Origin of the sequence: Dysgonomonas sp. BGC7 (assembly GCF_001261735.1) — a bacterium.
Taxonomy (GTDB): Bacteria; Bacteroidota; Bacteroidia; order Bacteroidales; family Dysgonomonadaceae; genus Dysgonomonas.
The window spans coordinates 613,430-630,648 of record NZ_CVRP01000007.1; the positions used below are offsets into that span (position 1 = coordinate 613,430).

Consider the following 17,219-nt stretch of genomic DNA (forward strand, 5'->3'; position numbering starts at 1 on the left):
TTTTAATCTTTCAATTCATGTTCCTATATCGCTAAAGACCTGCTAATAACATGGCTTTTTGCAAAAAAGTTCTATCTTTGTGACCTAAATATTTCAATACATACATAAAATGAGAAAAACGCTCTCTGTTTGCTTGTTGTTACTACTTGTTGTTATTAATATAAAATCACAAGACTACGATAAAAATTGTTTTTTCGGATTTTCTTTCGAGGTGAGCCAGAATCCCAACTGGGGTTATGGAGAGCTTGTGATTACGGATGTGTCGCCAAATTCTCCTGCCGAAAAAACAGGTATAAAGGTAAACGATATCATAATGGAGATAAATGGTAATGCGACATACCTGCGTGACAATCAGACCATAGCCAGATGGTTGTTCGAAGATATGTATGCTCCTACCGTTAAGTTTACTATACGTAATATGAATACTTATTTCAAAGAATATACTCTCAATCGTGAATGTATAGCAACAAATTCTGTTAGTGAACGAGAGCTTTCCCGTATATTTGCGTTCTATAGTCTCGAAGATACCAATGAGCGTCTGTTCTCTTTGCCTCTAAGGGTGGAAACAAACAAAGATGTAGATTTTACAGACTATCATACATTCGATTTTTATACACCCAGCGGAGTTGATACTCCTCCCATCGACGTTCAGATAACAGCCCTGTTGGAAAAAGAATTAATAGCTAAAGGACTTACCCGGGATACTTCCGATCCTGATATTGTAGTACAGGCGTATTACAGCTATGTGCCCAATCCAAGATTTAGTGCTTTGGTTAATCCTAATTATGCTCCGGGAACATGGAGGTATGATAGCGAAAGGGAGCAAATGACATCTTTATCTATATTCGATGAGAAGGAGAAGAATAAAGAGAATGTAGCCCAGTTTATTGTCGAATATGGGTTCAGCTTATATGATCGTAAATACATAGATAAGAAAAAACTTACCCAGATATGGGATTGTAGTATTACAGATTACTTATCTGCTCAATATACATTGGAGAATTATGTGAAATTTCATACTCCTCTTATGTTAAAGCAGTTTCCGTATTCAGAATCTAAAACAAAAGCAGATTACAAAGCTGAATTTAATCGTTATAATTATACCGGTATTTATTTCGATGCCAATGATCTGACTACAGTAAAAGATGTAGAGATAGGCTCTCCTGCCTATCAGGCGGGAATTCGTCCCGGATATGTTATCAGAAAAATAAACAATAAAAAGTTTGACCATACAAAAGAGTCTCTATCGGAAGGTTATAAACGGTTTATATCCGAAACTATGCCTTATCGTGACGAGGCTACCCGCTTTACGAATGCCGAAGGGTATAGTGATTGTATGTTTTGGAATATCGGCTATTATGCGGACATTGTTAAGGAATTCAATAAAACCCAAAATGTTACTCATTTCGCTTATTTGTATGATTTCCGAAAGTATGTAAATAGTAAATATGAGGATAAAATTACTATTGAGGCTTGGGATGGTATGCAGATACGTATATTTCAGGTGAAACCCGAAATTCGCAAATCTGTTGTTATAAAAGTTCAATAAATTTAATATAATGAAATAGTTTTAATTGTATTTTTTTAGTTTTGCAATCCTATTTTGACAGATAAACTTTTGAAACAATAATTCTTTAACGAAACTGTGCTACAAAACTTATTAATTACATTTACGGATTTTTTACTCTTTGGTCTAAATAAATACGATTGATATTTATTTTATTTACAGATTAGGTACAAAGAGACTTAAAAGGCATAACAAAAACTTACAGACAAAACTATAACATTTATGAAAACAAAACTATTAATTTTTATCTTAACCATATTATCATTATTGTATTGTCTATCGATCAATGCACAAGTAACTATTGGTAGTTATGAGAAACCAATAGCCGGAGCTTTGCTCGATTTAAAAGAGCAGACTCCTAGTGGCGAAAATACTACAGGAACAAAGGGCTTTGGGCTACCTCGTGTGAACCTCAAAAAGCAGAGCCCAAAAACTCCGTCAGCTTTATCAGCCTCGATAGGTGGATCAGGAGACTGGGGCTTAGAAGAACATGTCGGTCTTACTGTATTCAACAATGATCCTACTTGTTACCCTATAGGCGTGTATGTATGGAGTGGTCAGAAGTGGACATCTCTAGGAAAACAACAAATAGAAGATGGTAGTTACGAGTCCGATGTAGAAGCCTTGAAGTTATTCTACAATAGTAATCCCAGTAATACTTTGAACTGGGATATTGAGAATGGAGATCCAACGGCTTTTACCGGAACAATATGGGCTAAAGACAATATTTGTGGTAATCACCGTCTAAAAAGGTTATCTGTTCAAAGCTCTAACATAACTTCAGATAGGGGAATCAATGAAATGAGCCAATTGACACATCTGTCAATAACATCAAACCAGCTTACGTCACTCAACGTATCAGCAAATAGAGAATTGATAAATATATATTGTAGTGGTAATTCAATTACCTCATTAGATGTATCTCAAAATACCAAATTGTTGGACTTACGCTGTGGTAATAATCAAATCGGTATATTAGATTTGACCTACAATTTAGATATGACAAGGCTAGAGTGTCAAAACAATGTGTTGACGACTCTGAAAATAGGAAACAAAAAAGATCTAACGTATATAAGTTGTGGGACAAATCGATTATCTTCTATAGATGTTACACAAAGTCCTAATTTAGTTTATTTGTGGGCCGCAACGAACAAACTAACAGCAATAGATCTTACTCAAAACATAAAATTGACTACTCTTGCGCTACTTGGCAATCAATTGACATCGTTAAATGTCGCACTCAATAAAAGCTTAACATATCTAGTTTGTTCCCAAAATCAGCTTAAAGCGCTAGATGTTACACAAAATACATTATTAGCTACCTTAAGATTTGGTTATAATCAACTTGCAGCTATTGATATCACTCAGAATACTTTGTTGACTGAACTTACATGTGATTTTAATTGGATGACACAAAGTGATTTAGATAATCTGAAAGCAAATAATCCGAATTATTGTAATATTGCTTCAAGAAAAGTGACTCCTCAATATATTCCGAATACAACGACAAGCACTTCGTTAGTTGCACCGACTTGTCCATAAAAGGCATGGACTATATCGTTTACGTTGTATAAAACATAAAGAAAATTAAGGTGTTTTCGTGAACCAGAATTGTTTCAATGATAAAAAATACAAAACATGTAACTTTTTCTAATTTGTATCTTGATCAGGTGTTTTACAGTGAGGAAATATACATAAAAATTCGTATCTTTGCACCCGATTTCAGCGTTATGTATTTTACATAGCCAGTATACTACGAAATAAAGATATAAATAATGATAACAGTTTCAAATTTAGGTATTCAGTTTGGTAAACGTGTATTATTTCAAGATGTGAATCTTAAGTTTACCAGCGGGAATTGCTATGGAATAATAGGTGCAAATGGTGCCGGAAAATCCACTTTCCTTAAAATTTTGAGCGGAGAGAAAGATGCGACAACCGGAACATTTTCTTTAGGCTCGGGAGAACGTCTTTCTGTACTATCGCAGGATCACTTTGCTTTCGATAGCCAGACTGTAATGGATACAGTGCTGCAAGGACATGACATTCTTTGGGGAATAATGAAAGAAAAAGATGCTCTTTATGCAAAGGAAGATTTCTCTGATGCAGATGGCATAAAAGCTTCGGAATTAGAGGAGAAATTTGCAGAGCTGGAAGGCTGGAATGCTGAAAGTGATGCGGCTATGCTTCTTAGCGGACTGGGTATTGCCGAAGATCTGCATTATCAGGTAATGGGAGATATTAGCGGAAAACAAAAGGTTCGTATATTGCTTGCCCGTGCTCTGTTCGGAAATCCTGACAACCTATTGCTCGATGAGCCTACCAATGACCTCGATATTGATACTGTAATGTGGTTGGAAAGCTATTTGGCTAATTGCGAAAATACAGTGTTGGTTGTTTCGCACGACCGTCACTTCCTCGACTCGGTGTGTACACACACTGTAGATATTGATTTCGGAAAAGTAAATATGTTTGCCGGTAATTATAGCTTTTGGTACGAATCTAGCCAGTTGGCATTGCGCCAACAGCAACAACAAAATAAGAAAGCCGAAGAGAAGAAGAAAGAGCTGGAAGAGTTTATACGTCGTTTTAGTGCCAATGTGGCAAAATCGAAGCAGACTACCAGTCGTAAGAAGATGTTGGAAAAACTTAACATTGAGGAGATCAAGCCTTCTTCACGCCGTTATCCGGGAATTATATTTTCGCCCGATCGTGAACCGGGAAATAAGATTCTGGAAGTAAATGGTTTGAAGGCTTCTATAGATGGTAAAGTTTTGTTCGACAATGTGAGCTTTAATATAGAGAAGGAAGATAAGGTTATATTCCTGTCCAAAGATCCTAGGGCAATGACTGCATTTTTTGAAATAATCAATGATTATATAAAACCCGATGCAGGAACATTTAGTTGGGGACAAACTATTACTCCGGCCTATCTACCTTTGGATAACAGCGATTATTTTAAGGACGACATTAATCTGATAGAATGGCTGTCTCAATTCTCAGACGACACCAGCGAAATATATATAAAAGGATTTTTGGGCAGAATGCTATTCTCCGGCGAAGAAGTATTGAAGAATACAAAAGTACTTTCGGGAGGGGAGAAGATGCGCTGTATGATTGCCCGTATGATGATGAAAAGTGCCAACTGTCTTGTATTGGATTCTCCTACCAACCATCTGGACTTGGAATCGATACAGGCATTTAATAATACATTGATCCAATTTAAAGGGAATGTGTTGATGTCGTCTCATGACCATGAATTTATTCAAACTGTTTGTAACAGGGTTATTGAGTTGACTCCGAATGGTATAATAGATAAGATTATGGATTATGATGATTATATTACATCGGAAGATATTAAAGCCTTAAAAGAGAAAATGTACAAATAAAAATAATGGAACAGCAAAACTCCTCTCGCAAACGAGGAGTTTTGTTTTTTCTAAGAACTTTATAAAATTAATTAAAATATAGCCGCATTGTTAAATAATCTTTTGTGGTTTGTTTGTTTCGTAATTTTACCTTTTATTTGTATCATTAATAAAAGATTAGTAAAAACCTCAAACACTTTTGCCTATAGAATATACATTACTCTTTTTAATTTAAAATATAAGAGATAATGGAAACATTAATAAGTATGACCGATGAAGAATTGGTTATTGATTATTCTAATGGCAACAATCTTGCTTTCGACATTTTATTGACTCGTCACAAGCAGAGTATTTATAATTATATTTACTTCACTGTGCGTAACAGAGAATTGGCCGAAGATATTTTTCAGGAAACTTTTATAAAAGCAATTGTAACTATCCGACAAGGTCGTTATACTGAGACAGGTCGGTTTCGCGGGTGGATTTCTCGTATAGCCCACAACTTGATAATAGACCATTTTCGTCAGGAGAAAAACGAAAATACAGTATCGAACGATGAAGCTCCAGTCGATTTGTTAAATAATCCGGCTCTGTGCGATGGTACTATCGAAGACGAGTTGGTAAAGATGCAGATAACTTCAGATATCAGAAAATTAATAACATATTTGCCCGACACTCAGCGAGAAGTGCTAGAGATGCGCTACTATCAGGACTTAAGCTTCAAAGAAATAGCAGATCAGACAGGTGTAAGTATAAATACAGCTTTGGGGCGGATGCGTTATGCTATATTAAATATACGCCGTATGGCAGAAGAAAATGATATAGTGCTTACAATGTAAGTGCTATGTAGTCAGTTCTTTTATAAGGTTAATAATTAAGTAATGAGCATCATTTTTAATGATGCTCATTTTTTTATCTTAGGATATTTTCAATTAGATTCAACTCATCCGGACTAAATAGAGAATTGTCCGTTGCTCTTAAGTTATCTTTTAATTGTTCTACAGAACTTGCACCTATAATAACGGATGTCACATGCTCGTTTCGTAGTAACCAAGCTAAAGACATCTCGGCAAGAGTTTGCCCTCGTTGTATAGCTAACTCATTCAGAGCGGTTACTTTCTTTACTACTTCGGACGTCACTTCCTTTTCCTGAAGAAATCCATGACTTTTGCTTGCTCTCGATCCTTTAGGAATCCCGTGTAGATATTTATTGGTGAGAAGGCCTTGAGCCAACGGCGAAAATGCAATAAATCCGACTCCGTACTTTTTGTTTATATTCATTTGTTCGGCTTCAGGTTCACGAGCCAGCATGCTATATCTGTCTTGATAGATAAGGCACGGAATATTTTGGCCTTTTAGTATCTCGTAAGCCTCTATCGCTTTTTGTGGCGGATATTTCGAAATGCCTATATACAAGGCTTTTCCTTGTCTTACTATATCTATCAATGCCTGCATCGTTTCCTCTACAGGTGTATTTGGGTCGTAACGATGCGAATAGAATATATCAAAATATTCAAGTCCTGTGCGTTTCAAACTTTGATCTATACTTGCCATTATATATTTTCGGGAACCTCCATCTCCATATGGTCCGTCCCACATAAGATGTCCTGCCTTTGACGATATAATCAGTTCGTCACGATGGCTTTTAAGCTCTTTGGAGAGTATCTTCCCAAAATTGCTTTCAGCACTTCCCGGAGGAGGCCCATAGTTGTTTGCCAGATCGAAGTGCGTGATACCTCTATCGAAAGCATGTAAAATCATGGATGTTGATGTCTCGAAATCATCTACATCTCCGAAATTGTGCCATAAACCCAAAGATATTTCAGGTAGTTGAAGTCCGCTTCTTCCACAGTAATTATATTTCATAAATTGAGATATTATTTTGATGAGTACTCATTTAGAATAAAGCAATGCAATTTATATATTATATTCTGAAAGTAACGATATTGTTCTCATGATTTAATAATAAAGACAAATAAAATCTATACTTTTGTATCCCTGAATGGTTAAATATAGAAGGTTATGATGGAATTGAAAATTATTGCAGTAGTTGTAGTCAAAGAGGCGTTTCGTGACGAAATGGAAAAGATATTCCGTACAGTAGTTGATGAAACACGAAAAGAATCGGGAAATGTATCGTATGACTTACACCAAGATTGCAAAAATCAGTTGAAATATACAATTCTTGAAGTATGGAAATCTCAGGCTGCTATTGACGAGCATAACGCAAGTGTACATTTCAAGGCATTTGTTGCAGCAATAGAAGGTAAGGTCGATAGCCTGAGTGTAGATGTAATAAAGCGAATATATTAATATAGAACAAAGCTAGCCAACCTCGAGAGTTGGCTGCTTAAATAATTATCCTATGTACAGAAATCATACGTGTGGGGAGTTGACCCTTGCAGATGTAAATAAAGAAGTAATATTGGCCGGATGGGTGCAGGCTGTGCGCAAACTTGGAGGAGGTGTAACTTTCGTTGACCTTCGCGACCGTTATGGCATTACACAGCTATCTTTCGGTAAAGATATAAACGCCGACTTATACGAGCAGTCTAATAAACTGGGCAGAGAATATGTCTTACAGGTGACAGGTAAGGTGCAAGAACGCTCAAATAAAAACCTAAACCGTTCGACAGGCGAAATAGAAATAATCGTAACTAAATTAGTTATACTAAATACCTCGGAAACACCTCCTTTTACTATTGAAGACAATACAGATGGGGGAGATGATGTGAGGATGAAATATCGTTATCTTGATTTGCGTCGTGAGGTTGTTCGCAAGAACCTTGAACTGCGCCACAAGATTGCATTTGAAACACGCCGCTATCTCGACGAGCGTCATTTCCTCGAAGTGGAAACTCCTGTACTGATAGGTTCTACTCCTGAGGGAGCTCGTGACTTTGTGGTTCCATCACGTATGAACCCCGGAGAATTTTATGCTCTGCCTCAATCGCCTCAGCTATTTAAACAATTGCTGATGGTTTCGGGTTTTGATCGTTATTTCCAAATAGTAAAATGTTTTCGTGACGAAGATTTGCGTGCAGATCGTCAACCGGAGTTTACTCAGATAGACTGTGAAATGTCTTATGTCGGTCAGGAGGATGTATTGGATATGTTTGAAGGAATGACTAAACATCTTTTTAAGGTTATCAAAGGTATTAGCATTCCTGATTTTCCTCGCATGTCGTATGCTCACGCTATGAAATATTACGGATCGGACAAGCCTGATACTCGTTTTGGGATGGAGTTTGTAGAGATTAAAGATCTTACCACAGGCAAAGATTTCGTTGTCTTCGATTCTTCCGAATATGTAGGGGGGATATGTGCTAAGGGTGCAGCATCGTACACTCGTAAGCAATTGGATGAACTAACCAACTATGTAAAACGTCCACAGATAGGAGCTAAGGGGTTGGTTTATGTCCGCTATGAGGTTGATGGAACGCTGAAATCTTCTGTCGATAAGTTTTACAATCAAGAAGACCTTAAAACATGGGCTGATCGTTGTAATGCAGAGCCGGGAGATCTTATTCTAATTATTTGTGGCGAAACAGAAAAAGCACAGAAACAATTATGCGAACTGCGTCTCGAAGTAGGGGAGCAGCTGGGATTGAGAGATAAAGATCAATTTAATTGTCTTTGGGTAGTTGACTTTCCTCTACTGGAAAAGGATGAGGAGCTAGGACGTTATTTTGCTAAACACCATCCTTTCACAAGTCCTAAAGAAGAAGACATCCATTTGTTAGATACCGATCCGGGAGCTGTTCGTGCTAATGCTTACGACATGGTTATAAACGGAGTGGAAGTAGGAGGAGGCTCTGTTCGTATCTACAATAGCGAGCTACAGAATAAGATGTTTCAGGTATTAGGCTTTACCGAAGAAAAAGCTCAGGCTCAGTTTGGTTTTCTTATGAATGCGTTTAAGTATGGAGCACCACCTCATGCAGGACTAGCATTTGGTCTTGATCGTCTGGTTTCTTTGTTTGCAGGATTGGATAGTATTCGCGATTGCATTGCTTTCCCTAAAAATAATTCGGGTAGGGATGTTATGATAGATGCTCCTTCTGTTATAGATCAATCTCAGTTGGATGAACTAAACTTAAAGGTTGAGATAAAAGAATAAATTGGAATTTAATAAAATTAGATATTAACAAAAAAAGCTACAGTATATACTGTAGCTTTTTTATTTGTTTATTTAGCTTTTTAGTGACCGCATCCGCATCCTGATCCGCAACCTCCGGCAGTTTCTTTTTCGCCGTGACTGCCGCATCCGCAAGAATCTCCTTCTTCGCTGTCGCCGCATCCACAACCTGATCCGCATCCGCATCCACCTTGTGGAGCAAACAGAGCAGCTATTTCTTCAGGTGTAGATTCTCTTACAGTAAGTACGTTTCCGCTAAAGTTAAGAGTTTCGCCTGCCAATGGGTGATTAAAGTCCATTGTTACCACCTCTTCTTTTACTGCTACTACCGAGCCATTCAGACGATTTCCGTTAGTATCCATCATCGGAACGATATTTCCTTCGAAGATTACTTCTTCGTTGAGTTTACCATCTTGTTCGAAAATATTGCGAGGTAAATCTACAACAGCTTCATCGTCATACTCACCGTATGCTTCATCCGGAGTAAGCACAAAATCGAAGCTATCGCCTTCTGCTAATCCGTCAATATTCTTTTCGAAAGCTTCGAGCATAGAATTCGTTCCGTAGATAAACTCTAATGGAGTTTCAACTGTAGCTCTTTCCATCAATTCGCGCTCCTCCCCTTCTCCTACATTGAGGTCGTAAGACAGAGAAACAAACTTATTTGTAGAAATTTTCATTTTTAAGTATTTGTTTGTTTTGATTAATAACGAAGTCTTTTCTGACTTTTAACTATTTATTTACAATAATCGTGCCTAACTTATTCTAAAAACAATCTCAATATTGAATTTGTTTTGCGTCTATTGCCTTTTTAAGATTCTCTAATGCTTTCTTAATTATAGAAAGCGGAGTTCCTATATTTAGGCGCATGTATCCTTCTCCTCCTTGCCCAAACATTGTGCCATCATTTAGAGCCAATCCTGCATCATTTACAAAAAGAAAGTTTAATTCTTTTTGTGAGAGGTTCAATTTCCTACAGTCGAGCCATATGAGAAAAGAAGCCTGGGGTAGCATTGCTTTTATCTGAGGTATATTTGCTTTCAGATATTTGTCTACAAAAGTTATATTATTCCACAGATAGTCTTTTAATTCAGTCAGCCATCTTTCACCATGATTGTATACTGTTTCAGTAGCAAGATAGGCGAATATATGTCCGCTTTCCAATTCACTGCTTTCCAGATAGGCGTAAAATTTCTCCCGTATCTCTTTGTTTGGTATAACAGAGAAAGAACTAATGATTCCGGCGATATTGAATGTCTTGCTCGGAGCCATAAAGGTTATACTGTTTTGCGCTGCCTTTTCGGAAACACATGCAAATGGAATATGCTTATGTGGGGCAAATGCCAAATCGGAATGTATTTCGTCCGAAATGACTAATATATCATTGTCGTAGCAAATCTCTGCTATGTCGATCAACTCTTGGCGAGTCCATACTCTTCCTCCCGGATTGTGAGGGTTGCATAGTATCAGCATTTTGCATGTAGGATCAATGAGATTTTTTAGTCCTTCTATATCCATCTCGTATTGTCCTGAATTCAGCTTTAGAGGATTGTCTACTACTATCCTGTGATGCAGGGTTGGGATAATCCGGAACGGATGATATACTGGGGGCTGTATTATTATCTTATGATCGACAGTACTAAAGCAGTCTATTGCGAAAGCAATACCTTTTACTATGCCCGGAATAAATGATATCCATTCTTGTTTTATATCCCAATCGTGCTGACGGTTTACCCAACTTATAATAGAATCGTAGTAGGACTGGTATGCATTGGTATAGCCAAATATTCCATGTTTAGCTCTTTCTATAATAGCTTCGGTTACACAGGGAGGCGACTTAAAATCCATATCGGCTACCCACATAGGTATAAGATCAGGATTGCCATATCGTGGCTCCAGAGCATCTACTTTTATTGCATTTGTACCTTTGCGGTCTACTATCTCATCAAAATTATATTTGGACATATTAAAATTTATTTAATAACAACACAGATGCAAAGATAATCCTTTCGGAGCAAGTAATCGGATGGAGATCTTTATTTTTTCCATTTTTAAGTTCACAGGATTATTTATTCATATATCCATAACTTCAATTATAAGTTATCGTTTTTAGAGATTTCTTTAAATATTCCTCTTTTTATTAAGGTATAGAGCTCATTCTATAAAAAGAGCCGCAACTGTTGATTGCGGCCTTTCCAGAACTAAATTAACCTAAAATAATACGGTCTATAATGTATAATTAATGTTTATGTGACAAATAGTCCGATATTCCTTCTTGTGTTGCTTTCAGAGCTTTATCTCCTTTTTTCCAGTTTGCAGGACATACTTCTCCATACTCTTCTGTAAACTGTAAAGCATCTATAACTCTAAGTATTTCGTCTACACTACGTCCTAATGGCATGTCGTTTACTACCTGATGGCGAACGATACCGCTTTTGTCGATAAGAAACAGACCCCTGTAGGCTTGAGGTGCGCCTTCAAATACATCCTCTCCTTCGTCGTTGTAATCGAATTTTCCGGCTAAAACGTCGTAAGCATTAGAAATCATCAATGATTGGTCAGATACCAATGGGTATTTTACTCCTTTAATTCCTCCGTCGTTTTGTTCTGTTTGTAGCCATTTCCAATGAGAAAATGCAGAATCGGTAGATGCACCGATAACAGCTACATTACGAGATTCGAATTCTGCAATTTTTTCCTGAAATGCGATTATCTCTGTAGGACAAACAAATGTAAAATCGGCAGGATAAAAGAACAATACTACATACTTTTTACCTTCGAATTGTTTTAGAGAGAAGTTCTCTACGATTTCGTGTCCGTTTACTACTGCATTTGTATTAAATGCAGGTGCTTTTTTTCCAACTAATACTGACATAATTATTGTTTTTAGTTTGTTTAATTTCTATTACAAATATACATTGAAGATAACAAGAAGTCAAATAGATATTTGTTATGTAGAGATTGATTCAATTTATTATTCAGACTGTAGCTTCTTTTAGGTGATTTCTATCTTGATTTTATTGATTAATTTTGTATTCTGAATTTCTATAGTAAAAGGTGGCTATTATATTTCTATACTTTATCTATAAAGAAAATACTCTTTTCTATGTAACATAAAAGTAACGAACAAAATATGAGTAGAAAATGTAACTTTTGTCACCTTTTAGTTAAAATAGGAGTTTTACTTAGGCCGAAAATAGTCATATATAATAAAAACGTTAGTTGAATGATTCTTTACTTCAATCCCGGACACGAAACGGCAGTGCTTAATGGTTCTCCGTATTATACAGCGCCTGCGAATATTGTGACTATGCAAAATGAATTATCTTATCTGCCCGCATGGTATGGGGCAACGGGAGATGTTGTATTAGTCGATACGATAGAGATTCCGGACTATTATCAATTTCTCTATCAGAATCTAGAGGCATTACCTATGGCTGTAACAAATGAAAGCCTGCTAAATTATTCAGACGAAGAGGTAATATTGTGGGGAATCTCTCCCCAGTCAATATATTATTGGGAGACGTTGGCTGCAGAGCAAGATATATCATTTACTCTCCCTATTTGGAATGATGAATATACATTTTTGAATAGCAGATTGTTTGCCAGAAACGTATTGAATGAAGTGATAAAGATGGTTCCCGAAGTGGACTCTAACATTTCTCCTCAGATTTTCGATAGTCTAGAAATCCTCGAAACTTATCTGGAGAATTCTTCTTATCCTCTTTTGGCGAAAGCTCCTTATTCTTCTTCCGGGCGGGGATTGCTTTGGTTACCTCCTACAGGGCTTACCCGTACCGAGCGTCAGATATTACACGGTATTCTGAAGAAGCAAGGTAATATTTCAGTAGAACGTGTTTTGGATAAGCAAGTTGATTTTGCAATGGAGTTTATGAGTGATGGCAAAGGCAATGTTTCTTTTGAAGGCTATTCATTATTTTACACAAATAAAAAAGGTGGATATGAGGCAAATTTTATTGGTTCTCAGAATAGGATCGAAAATATTTTGACATCAAAAATATCCAATATCTTATTAGATGAGGTCAAAAAGTCATTACTCAATACACTGACAGAACAATATGCCAAAGTATATAAAGGATGTATTGGGGTGGATATGATGATCTATAAAGACGGTGGAGTGTATAAATTGCATCCTTGTTTAGAGATTAATATGCGTTACAATATGGGATATTTAGCTTTTAAGCTGTACGAGAATTACGTTGTACCATCCTCTTCTGGAAAATTCTTTATAGAATTTAATGCTACGGAGGGAGAAATAATGAAGAGACATCAAGAAAACTTGTTAGAATATCCAATAAGCTTTGCTGATAAGAGATTAGAGAGTGGTTATTTAGCTCTTTGCCCCATTTCCGAAAAGAGTAAATATAGGGCTTATGTTGTTATTGAGAACGAGAGATAGATTTCTTTGAATGTTTAGAATGGATATCCTACAGCAATGTGCCATGCTCCGTTTGATTTAAATTTGAATGGATCTTTAATCGGCCAGTTAGTAGTACTTGGATCTCCACTCGGATCATAAGCTTTCCATCCTCTATCGAGACGAATAAGAACGAATTCGAAATCGAGACGGATTCCCAGCCCCCATGAAACAGCTATTTCTTTGTAAAATTTATTAAACTTAAACATGCCTCTTTCTTGTTTCTCATACTCTTTTATTGTCCAGATGTTACCTGCGTCTAAGAATGCTCCCAATTCTAATATCCAGAACAACTTACTACGGTATTCTATACTTCCATCGAGGCGTATATCTCCCGAATGGAAATAGAAGTTGTCCCGTTCTTTAACCCGTCCTTCTTCATTTGTATCCTGAAAGTAATATGATCCAGGGCCAAGCTCTCGTATAGCCCATCCTCTGACACTGTTAGCTCCTCCCGAGAAGAATCTTTTTTGGATAGGGATTTGTTGGTTGTTGCCATAGGGGAAGGCTAAACCACCGCCAATGTGCCATGCTATGGAGTTCTTTTCATCTACCTGATAGGTCTTGCTATAGTCTACAATACCTCTGACATATTGGGCATAATTTGTGCCAAATATTTGTTTCGATCCATACGCATCTTTCTTCGCATCGGTTAGGGCAGCTGCTAAAGCCAAGACATTACCTGCACTTTCTATTGACGCTCTCAGTGAGTAGATGGGTTTGTTGCGACGAGTAGGTGAAGCTACATTCGATCGGGAAAAGGTATAGCCGGAACTCATTATAAAGTGGTCATTGAAACTATATTGTTGAGCTGCCGCCGATAATTCATTGTAGAACTTCTGGTTTAATTGATCCTTTGGTAAGTGCACATAGCTAATGTCTATCAGGTCGAAGGAATGGCGGTTTAGAGACATACGTCTATCTTGCCAGATGTATTTAATACCTGTAGATAATACCGTTCGGGTAAAGAAACCGGGACGCCGCTGAAAAGAATAGCTCGTGTTGAACTGTGTAGAGGCATGTATCTGCCGCCTAAAGTCTTTCTTCAAGAATGGAAACATAAACCGGGGAAAAGTAAGAGATGTTTCTCCTCCTATCTCAAAGTAGTTTTCGGAAAAACTCGCAAAATTGGGTGTAATAGCCTCATATGCTCCCTGTATCTTAATATTGAAGAGTTCGGATCCTCTGAAAACATTTCTGTGCAGATAGCCTAATCCTGCACCTACTCCAATATATCCGCCCGAATTGGTAACTTCCACTTCATCGGAGATTCCCTGTTTTTTATCAGGTACGCATGTTATGGTACAGCGTAGTTTTGTAGAATCATTCTCCCAAAACTCAGTATAGCTGATATTTACGTTTTTTAGTATCTGTAGCTGAGACAAAGCACTGTAGGTAAGTGTTGTCATATTTTCATCAAAAAATGCTCCCGGTACTATGTAGCAATTATTGAGTATAATATGAGGTTTTATATATTCTCCCCTTGGACCATACTTTATCTTATAGCCGTTTCTTTCATATACTTCCGATTCTTTGTACTGGCTGATATCTCCATCTTCCAACGGGTTGTAATCAATGTATAGTTCAACTTCTTTTACGATATATCTATGATGCGGGGTTTCTACTTCCTGCCCATTGAGAGAGCGAAGTAGAAAAGGATAGAGATTCAGGTCTAATGAAACCTTGTTGTTGCCTATAGTTGTGTCAGCTTCAAATCCTACGTATTCTTTATTAAAAGCATAATATCCTGTACGTCTGAAAACGGAGGAAATTCTCTCTCTTTCTTTGTCCAGCATATCCAGATCGAAAGGAGTGCCGGGGCGTACCAATGTGTTGTGACGTAGTATAGTGTCCATTGTATACTTAATGTTGGCAGACTCAGCATCCGGTTGTTTATTATACTTCCGTAATAAAAAGATCGGATTCGATATTATACTGTCATTTACGTCTATATTGTATTCACTTATTCGGTAAGGATCTCCGGCCTTAATATTATATACTATTTTAGCTTTCTTTTTGTTTAAGTCTACAGTAGGAGTGATCTCAGCATTCAGATATCCTTTATTTGTCATGATTTGCTTGAGATCGATAATTGTTTGATGCATGAGTGTGCTATCGTAGAGTACGGGCGGATCTCCTGCATTTCTAAGTGTTCGGTTTACCCATTTGGTGGTATCGGAGCCGGACAGATTATATATAAAAAGAGGAAGCTTAAATATAGAGAATGTCTTATAGTTGGGCTTTTGTTTTATATAGGTTTCTATCTCATATGTAGGAATGACCTTCTTATCACTTTTTACGCTTGCATTTGCTAATAAGTATTCTCCATCGGGTACAAATTTTGTGGAACTACACGACTGTATAAGTATAGCACATAAAACAGCAAGCAAAGGGATTTTGAACAACTTATTTTTCATAAGCGACATACCGGTACAAATTCTATTTATCAAATGAACGACAAATTTAGGGTTTTAATTGTTTCTTTTTGTAGTTTTGTTGAGAAAAGAGTATAAAGTATTTTTGAAAAATATATAAATGAAACTCCATCACACTGCTATTTGGGTTAATGATCTAGCATTAATCAGAGATTATTATATAGATCATTTTGGTGCTAAGAGTAATGATCTGTACGAAAATAGTCAGACTGGATTTAGAAGCTATTTCTTAACGTTCTCTTCGGGATCTCAATTAGAAATTATGCACAGAGAGGATATTCCTGATAATCTGAATGATAATATTCGGCAATATAAAGGATATATTCATCTTGCTTTTGCTGTAAATACTAAAGAAGAAGTAGACAAGAAAGCTCAGGAATTGTCTGTGAGCGGTTATCAAATATTGAGAGGTCCCAGAATTACCGGAGATGGCTATTACGAATTCGAAACGGTAGACCCTGAGGGTAATAGGCTCGAAGTATTATATAGAGATCATATTTAATTATGGATTTAAGTAAAAGTAAACTAAAATATATACGCTCTCTTAAAGAGAAGAAATATAGGACAGAGTTTGGTACATTTGTTGCTGAAGGAAATAAACTTGTAACAGACCTACTTCCTTTTATAAAGTGTCAATTATTAATTGGAACTCATACATTTTTAGAAGGTCTTGATGTTTCGGATGTAGAAGATGTTATAGAAGTCACTGAAAGTCAGTTGGCACAAGCTAGCTTCTTGCAAAATCCACAACAGGTTTTAGCTGTTTTTTATCAACCTAAGCAGCCAGAGAATGTAAATGTAGATAGTCAGTTGACAATTGCTCTTGACGGAATACAAGATCCGGGAAATTTAGGGACTATAATACGTTTGGCAGACTGGTATGGAATTCATAATATATTTTGTTCGCAGGACACCGCAGATGTATATAACCCTAAAGTAGTACAGGCTACTATGGGTGCTTTGGCTAGGGTATCTGTTCATTATACAGATTTGTCAGTCTTTTTGATCAGGAACAAACATCTGCCTATCTATGGAACTTTGCTTGATGGTAAAAATATGTACGAACAGACTATTTCCGAAAATGGAATTATTGTGATGGGAAATGAGGGAAACGGAATACGCCCTGAAATAGAAAAACTGATAACCCAAAGACTCTATATACCAAATTATCCTTTGGGAAGCTCTACTTCAGAATCTCTTAATGTAGCCATAGCTACAGCTATTATTTGTGCAGAATTTAGAAGACGGATTTTATAATTCCGGACATTTAGTT

Annotated in this window: 14 protein-coding genes; 9 read left to right on the forward strand and 5 right to left on the reverse strand. The window is 36.8% G+C overall.

All coding sequences use genetic code 11. The features are described 5' to 3' along the window. Window positions 1–109: 109 nt before the first annotated feature. The 4 genes from BGC7_RS07890 to BGC7_RS07905 all read left to right on the forward strand — a co-directional run bounded on the left by BGC7_RS07890 (window position 110) and on the right by BGC7_RS07905 (window position 5,774). Window positions 110–1,549 carry a PDZ domain-containing protein gene (locus tag BGC7_RS07890; RefSeq protein WP_050701004.1) on the forward strand — a complete coding sequence of 480 codons (1,440 nt, stop codon included), beginning with the start codon at window positions 110–112 and terminating at the stop codon, window positions 1,547–1,549. A 240-nt stretch (window positions 1,550–1,789) separates the two neighbouring features. Then, on the forward strand, window positions 1,790–3,109 hold the full coding sequence (locus tag BGC7_RS07895; protein WP_157258681.1) for a leucine-rich repeat domain-containing protein: 1,320 nt from the start codon (window positions 1,790–1,792) through the stop codon (window positions 3,107–3,109). Between the two features lie 233 nt (window positions 3,110–3,342). Next, on the forward strand, window positions 3,343–4,956 hold the full coding sequence (locus BGC7_RS07900) for an ABC-F family ATP-binding cassette domain-containing protein (RefSeq protein WP_050701006.1): 1,614 nt from the start codon (window positions 3,343–3,345) through the stop codon (window positions 4,954–4,956). Window positions 4,957–5,183: 227 nt separating this feature from the next. Then, window positions 5,184–5,774, forward strand: coding sequence for a sigma-70 family RNA polymerase sigma factor (locus BGC7_RS07905; RefSeq protein WP_050701007.1), 591 nt, complete (start codon window positions 5,184–5,186; stop codon window positions 5,772–5,774). Window positions 5,775–5,847: 73 nt separating this feature from the next. On the opposite strand, the gene BGC7_RS07910 is transcribed toward BGC7_RS07905, so the two are convergent. Further along, window positions 5,848–6,801, reverse strand: a complete 954-nt coding sequence (locus tag BGC7_RS07910; RefSeq protein WP_050701008.1) for an aldo/keto reductase — start codon at window positions 6,799–6,801, stop codon at window positions 5,848–5,850. A 156-nt stretch (window positions 6,802–6,957) separates the two neighbouring features. Here BGC7_RS07910 and BGC7_RS07915 point away from each other — a divergent pair, with 156 nt between their 5' ends. Together BGC7_RS07915 and aspS are read left to right on the forward strand one after the other, a co-directional pair. Then, window positions 6,958–7,248, forward strand: a complete 291-nt coding sequence (locus tag BGC7_RS07915) for a putative quinol monooxygenase (RefSeq protein WP_050701009.1) — start codon at window positions 6,958–6,960, stop codon at window positions 7,246–7,248. 52 nt (window positions 7,249–7,300) lie between these two features. Next, window positions 7,301–9,055, forward strand: a complete 1,755-nt coding sequence (aspS, locus tag BGC7_RS07920) for an aspartate--tRNA ligase (protein ID WP_050701010.1) — start codon at window positions 7,301–7,303, stop codon at window positions 9,053–9,055. An 80-nt stretch (window positions 9,056–9,135) separates the two neighbouring features. Here aspS and BGC7_RS07925 read toward each other — a convergent pair whose 3' ends face one another. The 3 genes from BGC7_RS07925 to BGC7_RS07935 form a co-directional block, all read right to left on the reverse strand. Further along, a complete protein-coding gene (locus BGC7_RS07925; protein ID WP_050701011.1) occupies window positions 9,136–9,753 on the reverse strand; it encodes an FKBP-type peptidyl-prolyl cis-trans isomerase in 618 nt (205 codons plus the stop codon). Window positions 9,754–9,850: 97 nt separating this feature from the next. Continuing rightward, window positions 9,851–11,038 carry a MalY/PatB family protein gene (locus BGC7_RS07930; RefSeq protein WP_050701012.1) on the reverse strand — a complete coding sequence of 396 codons (1,188 nt, stop codon included), beginning with the start codon at window positions 11,036–11,038 and terminating at the stop codon, window positions 9,851–9,853. Between the two features lie 274 nt (window positions 11,039–11,312). Beyond that, on the reverse strand, window positions 11,313–11,948 hold the full coding sequence (locus BGC7_RS07935) for a peroxiredoxin (protein ID WP_050701013.1): 636 nt from the start codon (window positions 11,946–11,948) through the stop codon (window positions 11,313–11,315). Window positions 11,949–12,299: 351 nt separating this feature from the next. Between BGC7_RS07935 and BGC7_RS07940 the strand changes: the two genes are divergently transcribed. Continuing rightward, complete coding sequence (locus BGC7_RS07940; RefSeq protein WP_050701014.1) at window positions 12,300–13,493, forward strand: hypothetical protein; 1,194 nt, start codon at window positions 12,300–12,302, stop codon at window positions 13,491–13,493. Between the two features lie 14 nt (window positions 13,494–13,507). Here the strand turns inward: BGC7_RS07940 and BGC7_RS07945 are convergent, their stop codons facing one another. Beyond that, window positions 13,508–15,937, reverse strand: a complete 2,430-nt coding sequence (locus tag BGC7_RS07945) for a translocation and assembly module lipoprotein TamL (protein ID WP_242034432.1) — start codon at window positions 15,935–15,937, stop codon at window positions 13,508–13,510. Window positions 15,938–16,046: 109 nt separating this feature from the next. On the opposite strand from BGC7_RS07945, the gene BGC7_RS07950 reads away from it, so the two are divergent. Next, window positions 16,047–16,448 carry a VOC family protein gene (locus BGC7_RS07950; protein ID WP_050701015.1) on the forward strand — a complete coding sequence of 134 codons (402 nt, stop codon included), beginning with the start codon at window positions 16,047–16,049 and terminating at the stop codon, window positions 16,446–16,448. Window positions 16,449–16,450: 2 nt separating this feature from the next. Next, complete coding sequence (locus BGC7_RS07955; RefSeq protein WP_050701016.1) at window positions 16,451–17,203, forward strand: RNA methyltransferase; 753 nt, start codon at window positions 16,451–16,453, stop codon at window positions 17,201–17,203. Window positions 17,204–17,219: the final 16 nt, after the last annotated feature.

Bases quoted from the DNA above. Each gene is read 5' to 3' on its own strand.
- BGC7_RS07905 (WP_050701007.1), top strand. From the start codon at position 5,184: ATGGAAACATTAATAAGTATGACCGATGAAGAATTGGTTATTGATTAT.
- BGC7_RS07895 (WP_157258681.1), top strand. From the start codon at position 1,790: ATGAAAACAAAACTATTAATTTTTATCTTAACCATATTATCATTATTG.
- BGC7_RS07930 (WP_050701012.1), bottom strand. From the start codon at position 11,038: ATGTCCAAATATAATTTTGATGAGATAGTAGACCGCAAAGGTACAAAT.
- aspS (WP_050701010.1), top strand. From the start codon at position 7,301: ATGTACAGAAATCATACGTGTGGGGAGTTGACCCTTGCAGATGTAAAT.
- BGC7_RS07945 (WP_242034432.1), bottom strand. From the start codon at position 15,937: ATGTCGCTTATGAAAAATAAGTTGTTCAAAATCCCTTTGCTTGCTGTT.
- BGC7_RS07940 (WP_050701014.1), top strand. From the start codon at position 12,300: ATGATTCTTTACTTCAATCCCGGACACGAAACGGCAGTGCTTAATGGT.
- BGC7_RS07955 (WP_050701016.1), top strand. From the start codon at position 16,451: ATGGATTTAAGTAAAAGTAAACTAAAATATATACGCTCTCTTAAAGAG.
- BGC7_RS07900 (WP_050701006.1), top strand. From the start codon at position 3,343: ATGATAACAGTTTCAAATTTAGGTATTCAGTTTGGTAAACGTGTATTA.
- BGC7_RS07950 (WP_050701015.1), top strand. From the start codon at position 16,047: ATGAAACTCCATCACACTGCTATTTGGGTTAATGATCTAGCATTAATC.
- BGC7_RS07915 (WP_050701009.1), top strand. From the start codon at position 6,958: ATGATGGAATTGAAAATTATTGCAGTAGTTGTAGTCAAAGAGGCGTTT.
- BGC7_RS07890 (WP_050701004.1), top strand. From the start codon at position 110: ATGAGAAAAACGCTCTCTGTTTGCTTGTTGTTACTACTTGTTGTTATT.
- BGC7_RS07910 (WP_050701008.1), bottom strand. From the start codon at position 6,801: ATGAAATATAATTACTGTGGAAGAAGCGGACTTCAACTACCTGAAATA.
- BGC7_RS07925 (WP_050701011.1), bottom strand. From the start codon at position 9,753: ATGAAAATTTCTACAAATAAGTTTGTTTCTCTGTCTTACGACCTCAAT.
- BGC7_RS07935 (WP_050701013.1), bottom strand. From the start codon at position 11,948: ATGTCAGTATTAGTTGGAAAAAAAGCACCTGCATTTAATACAAATGCA.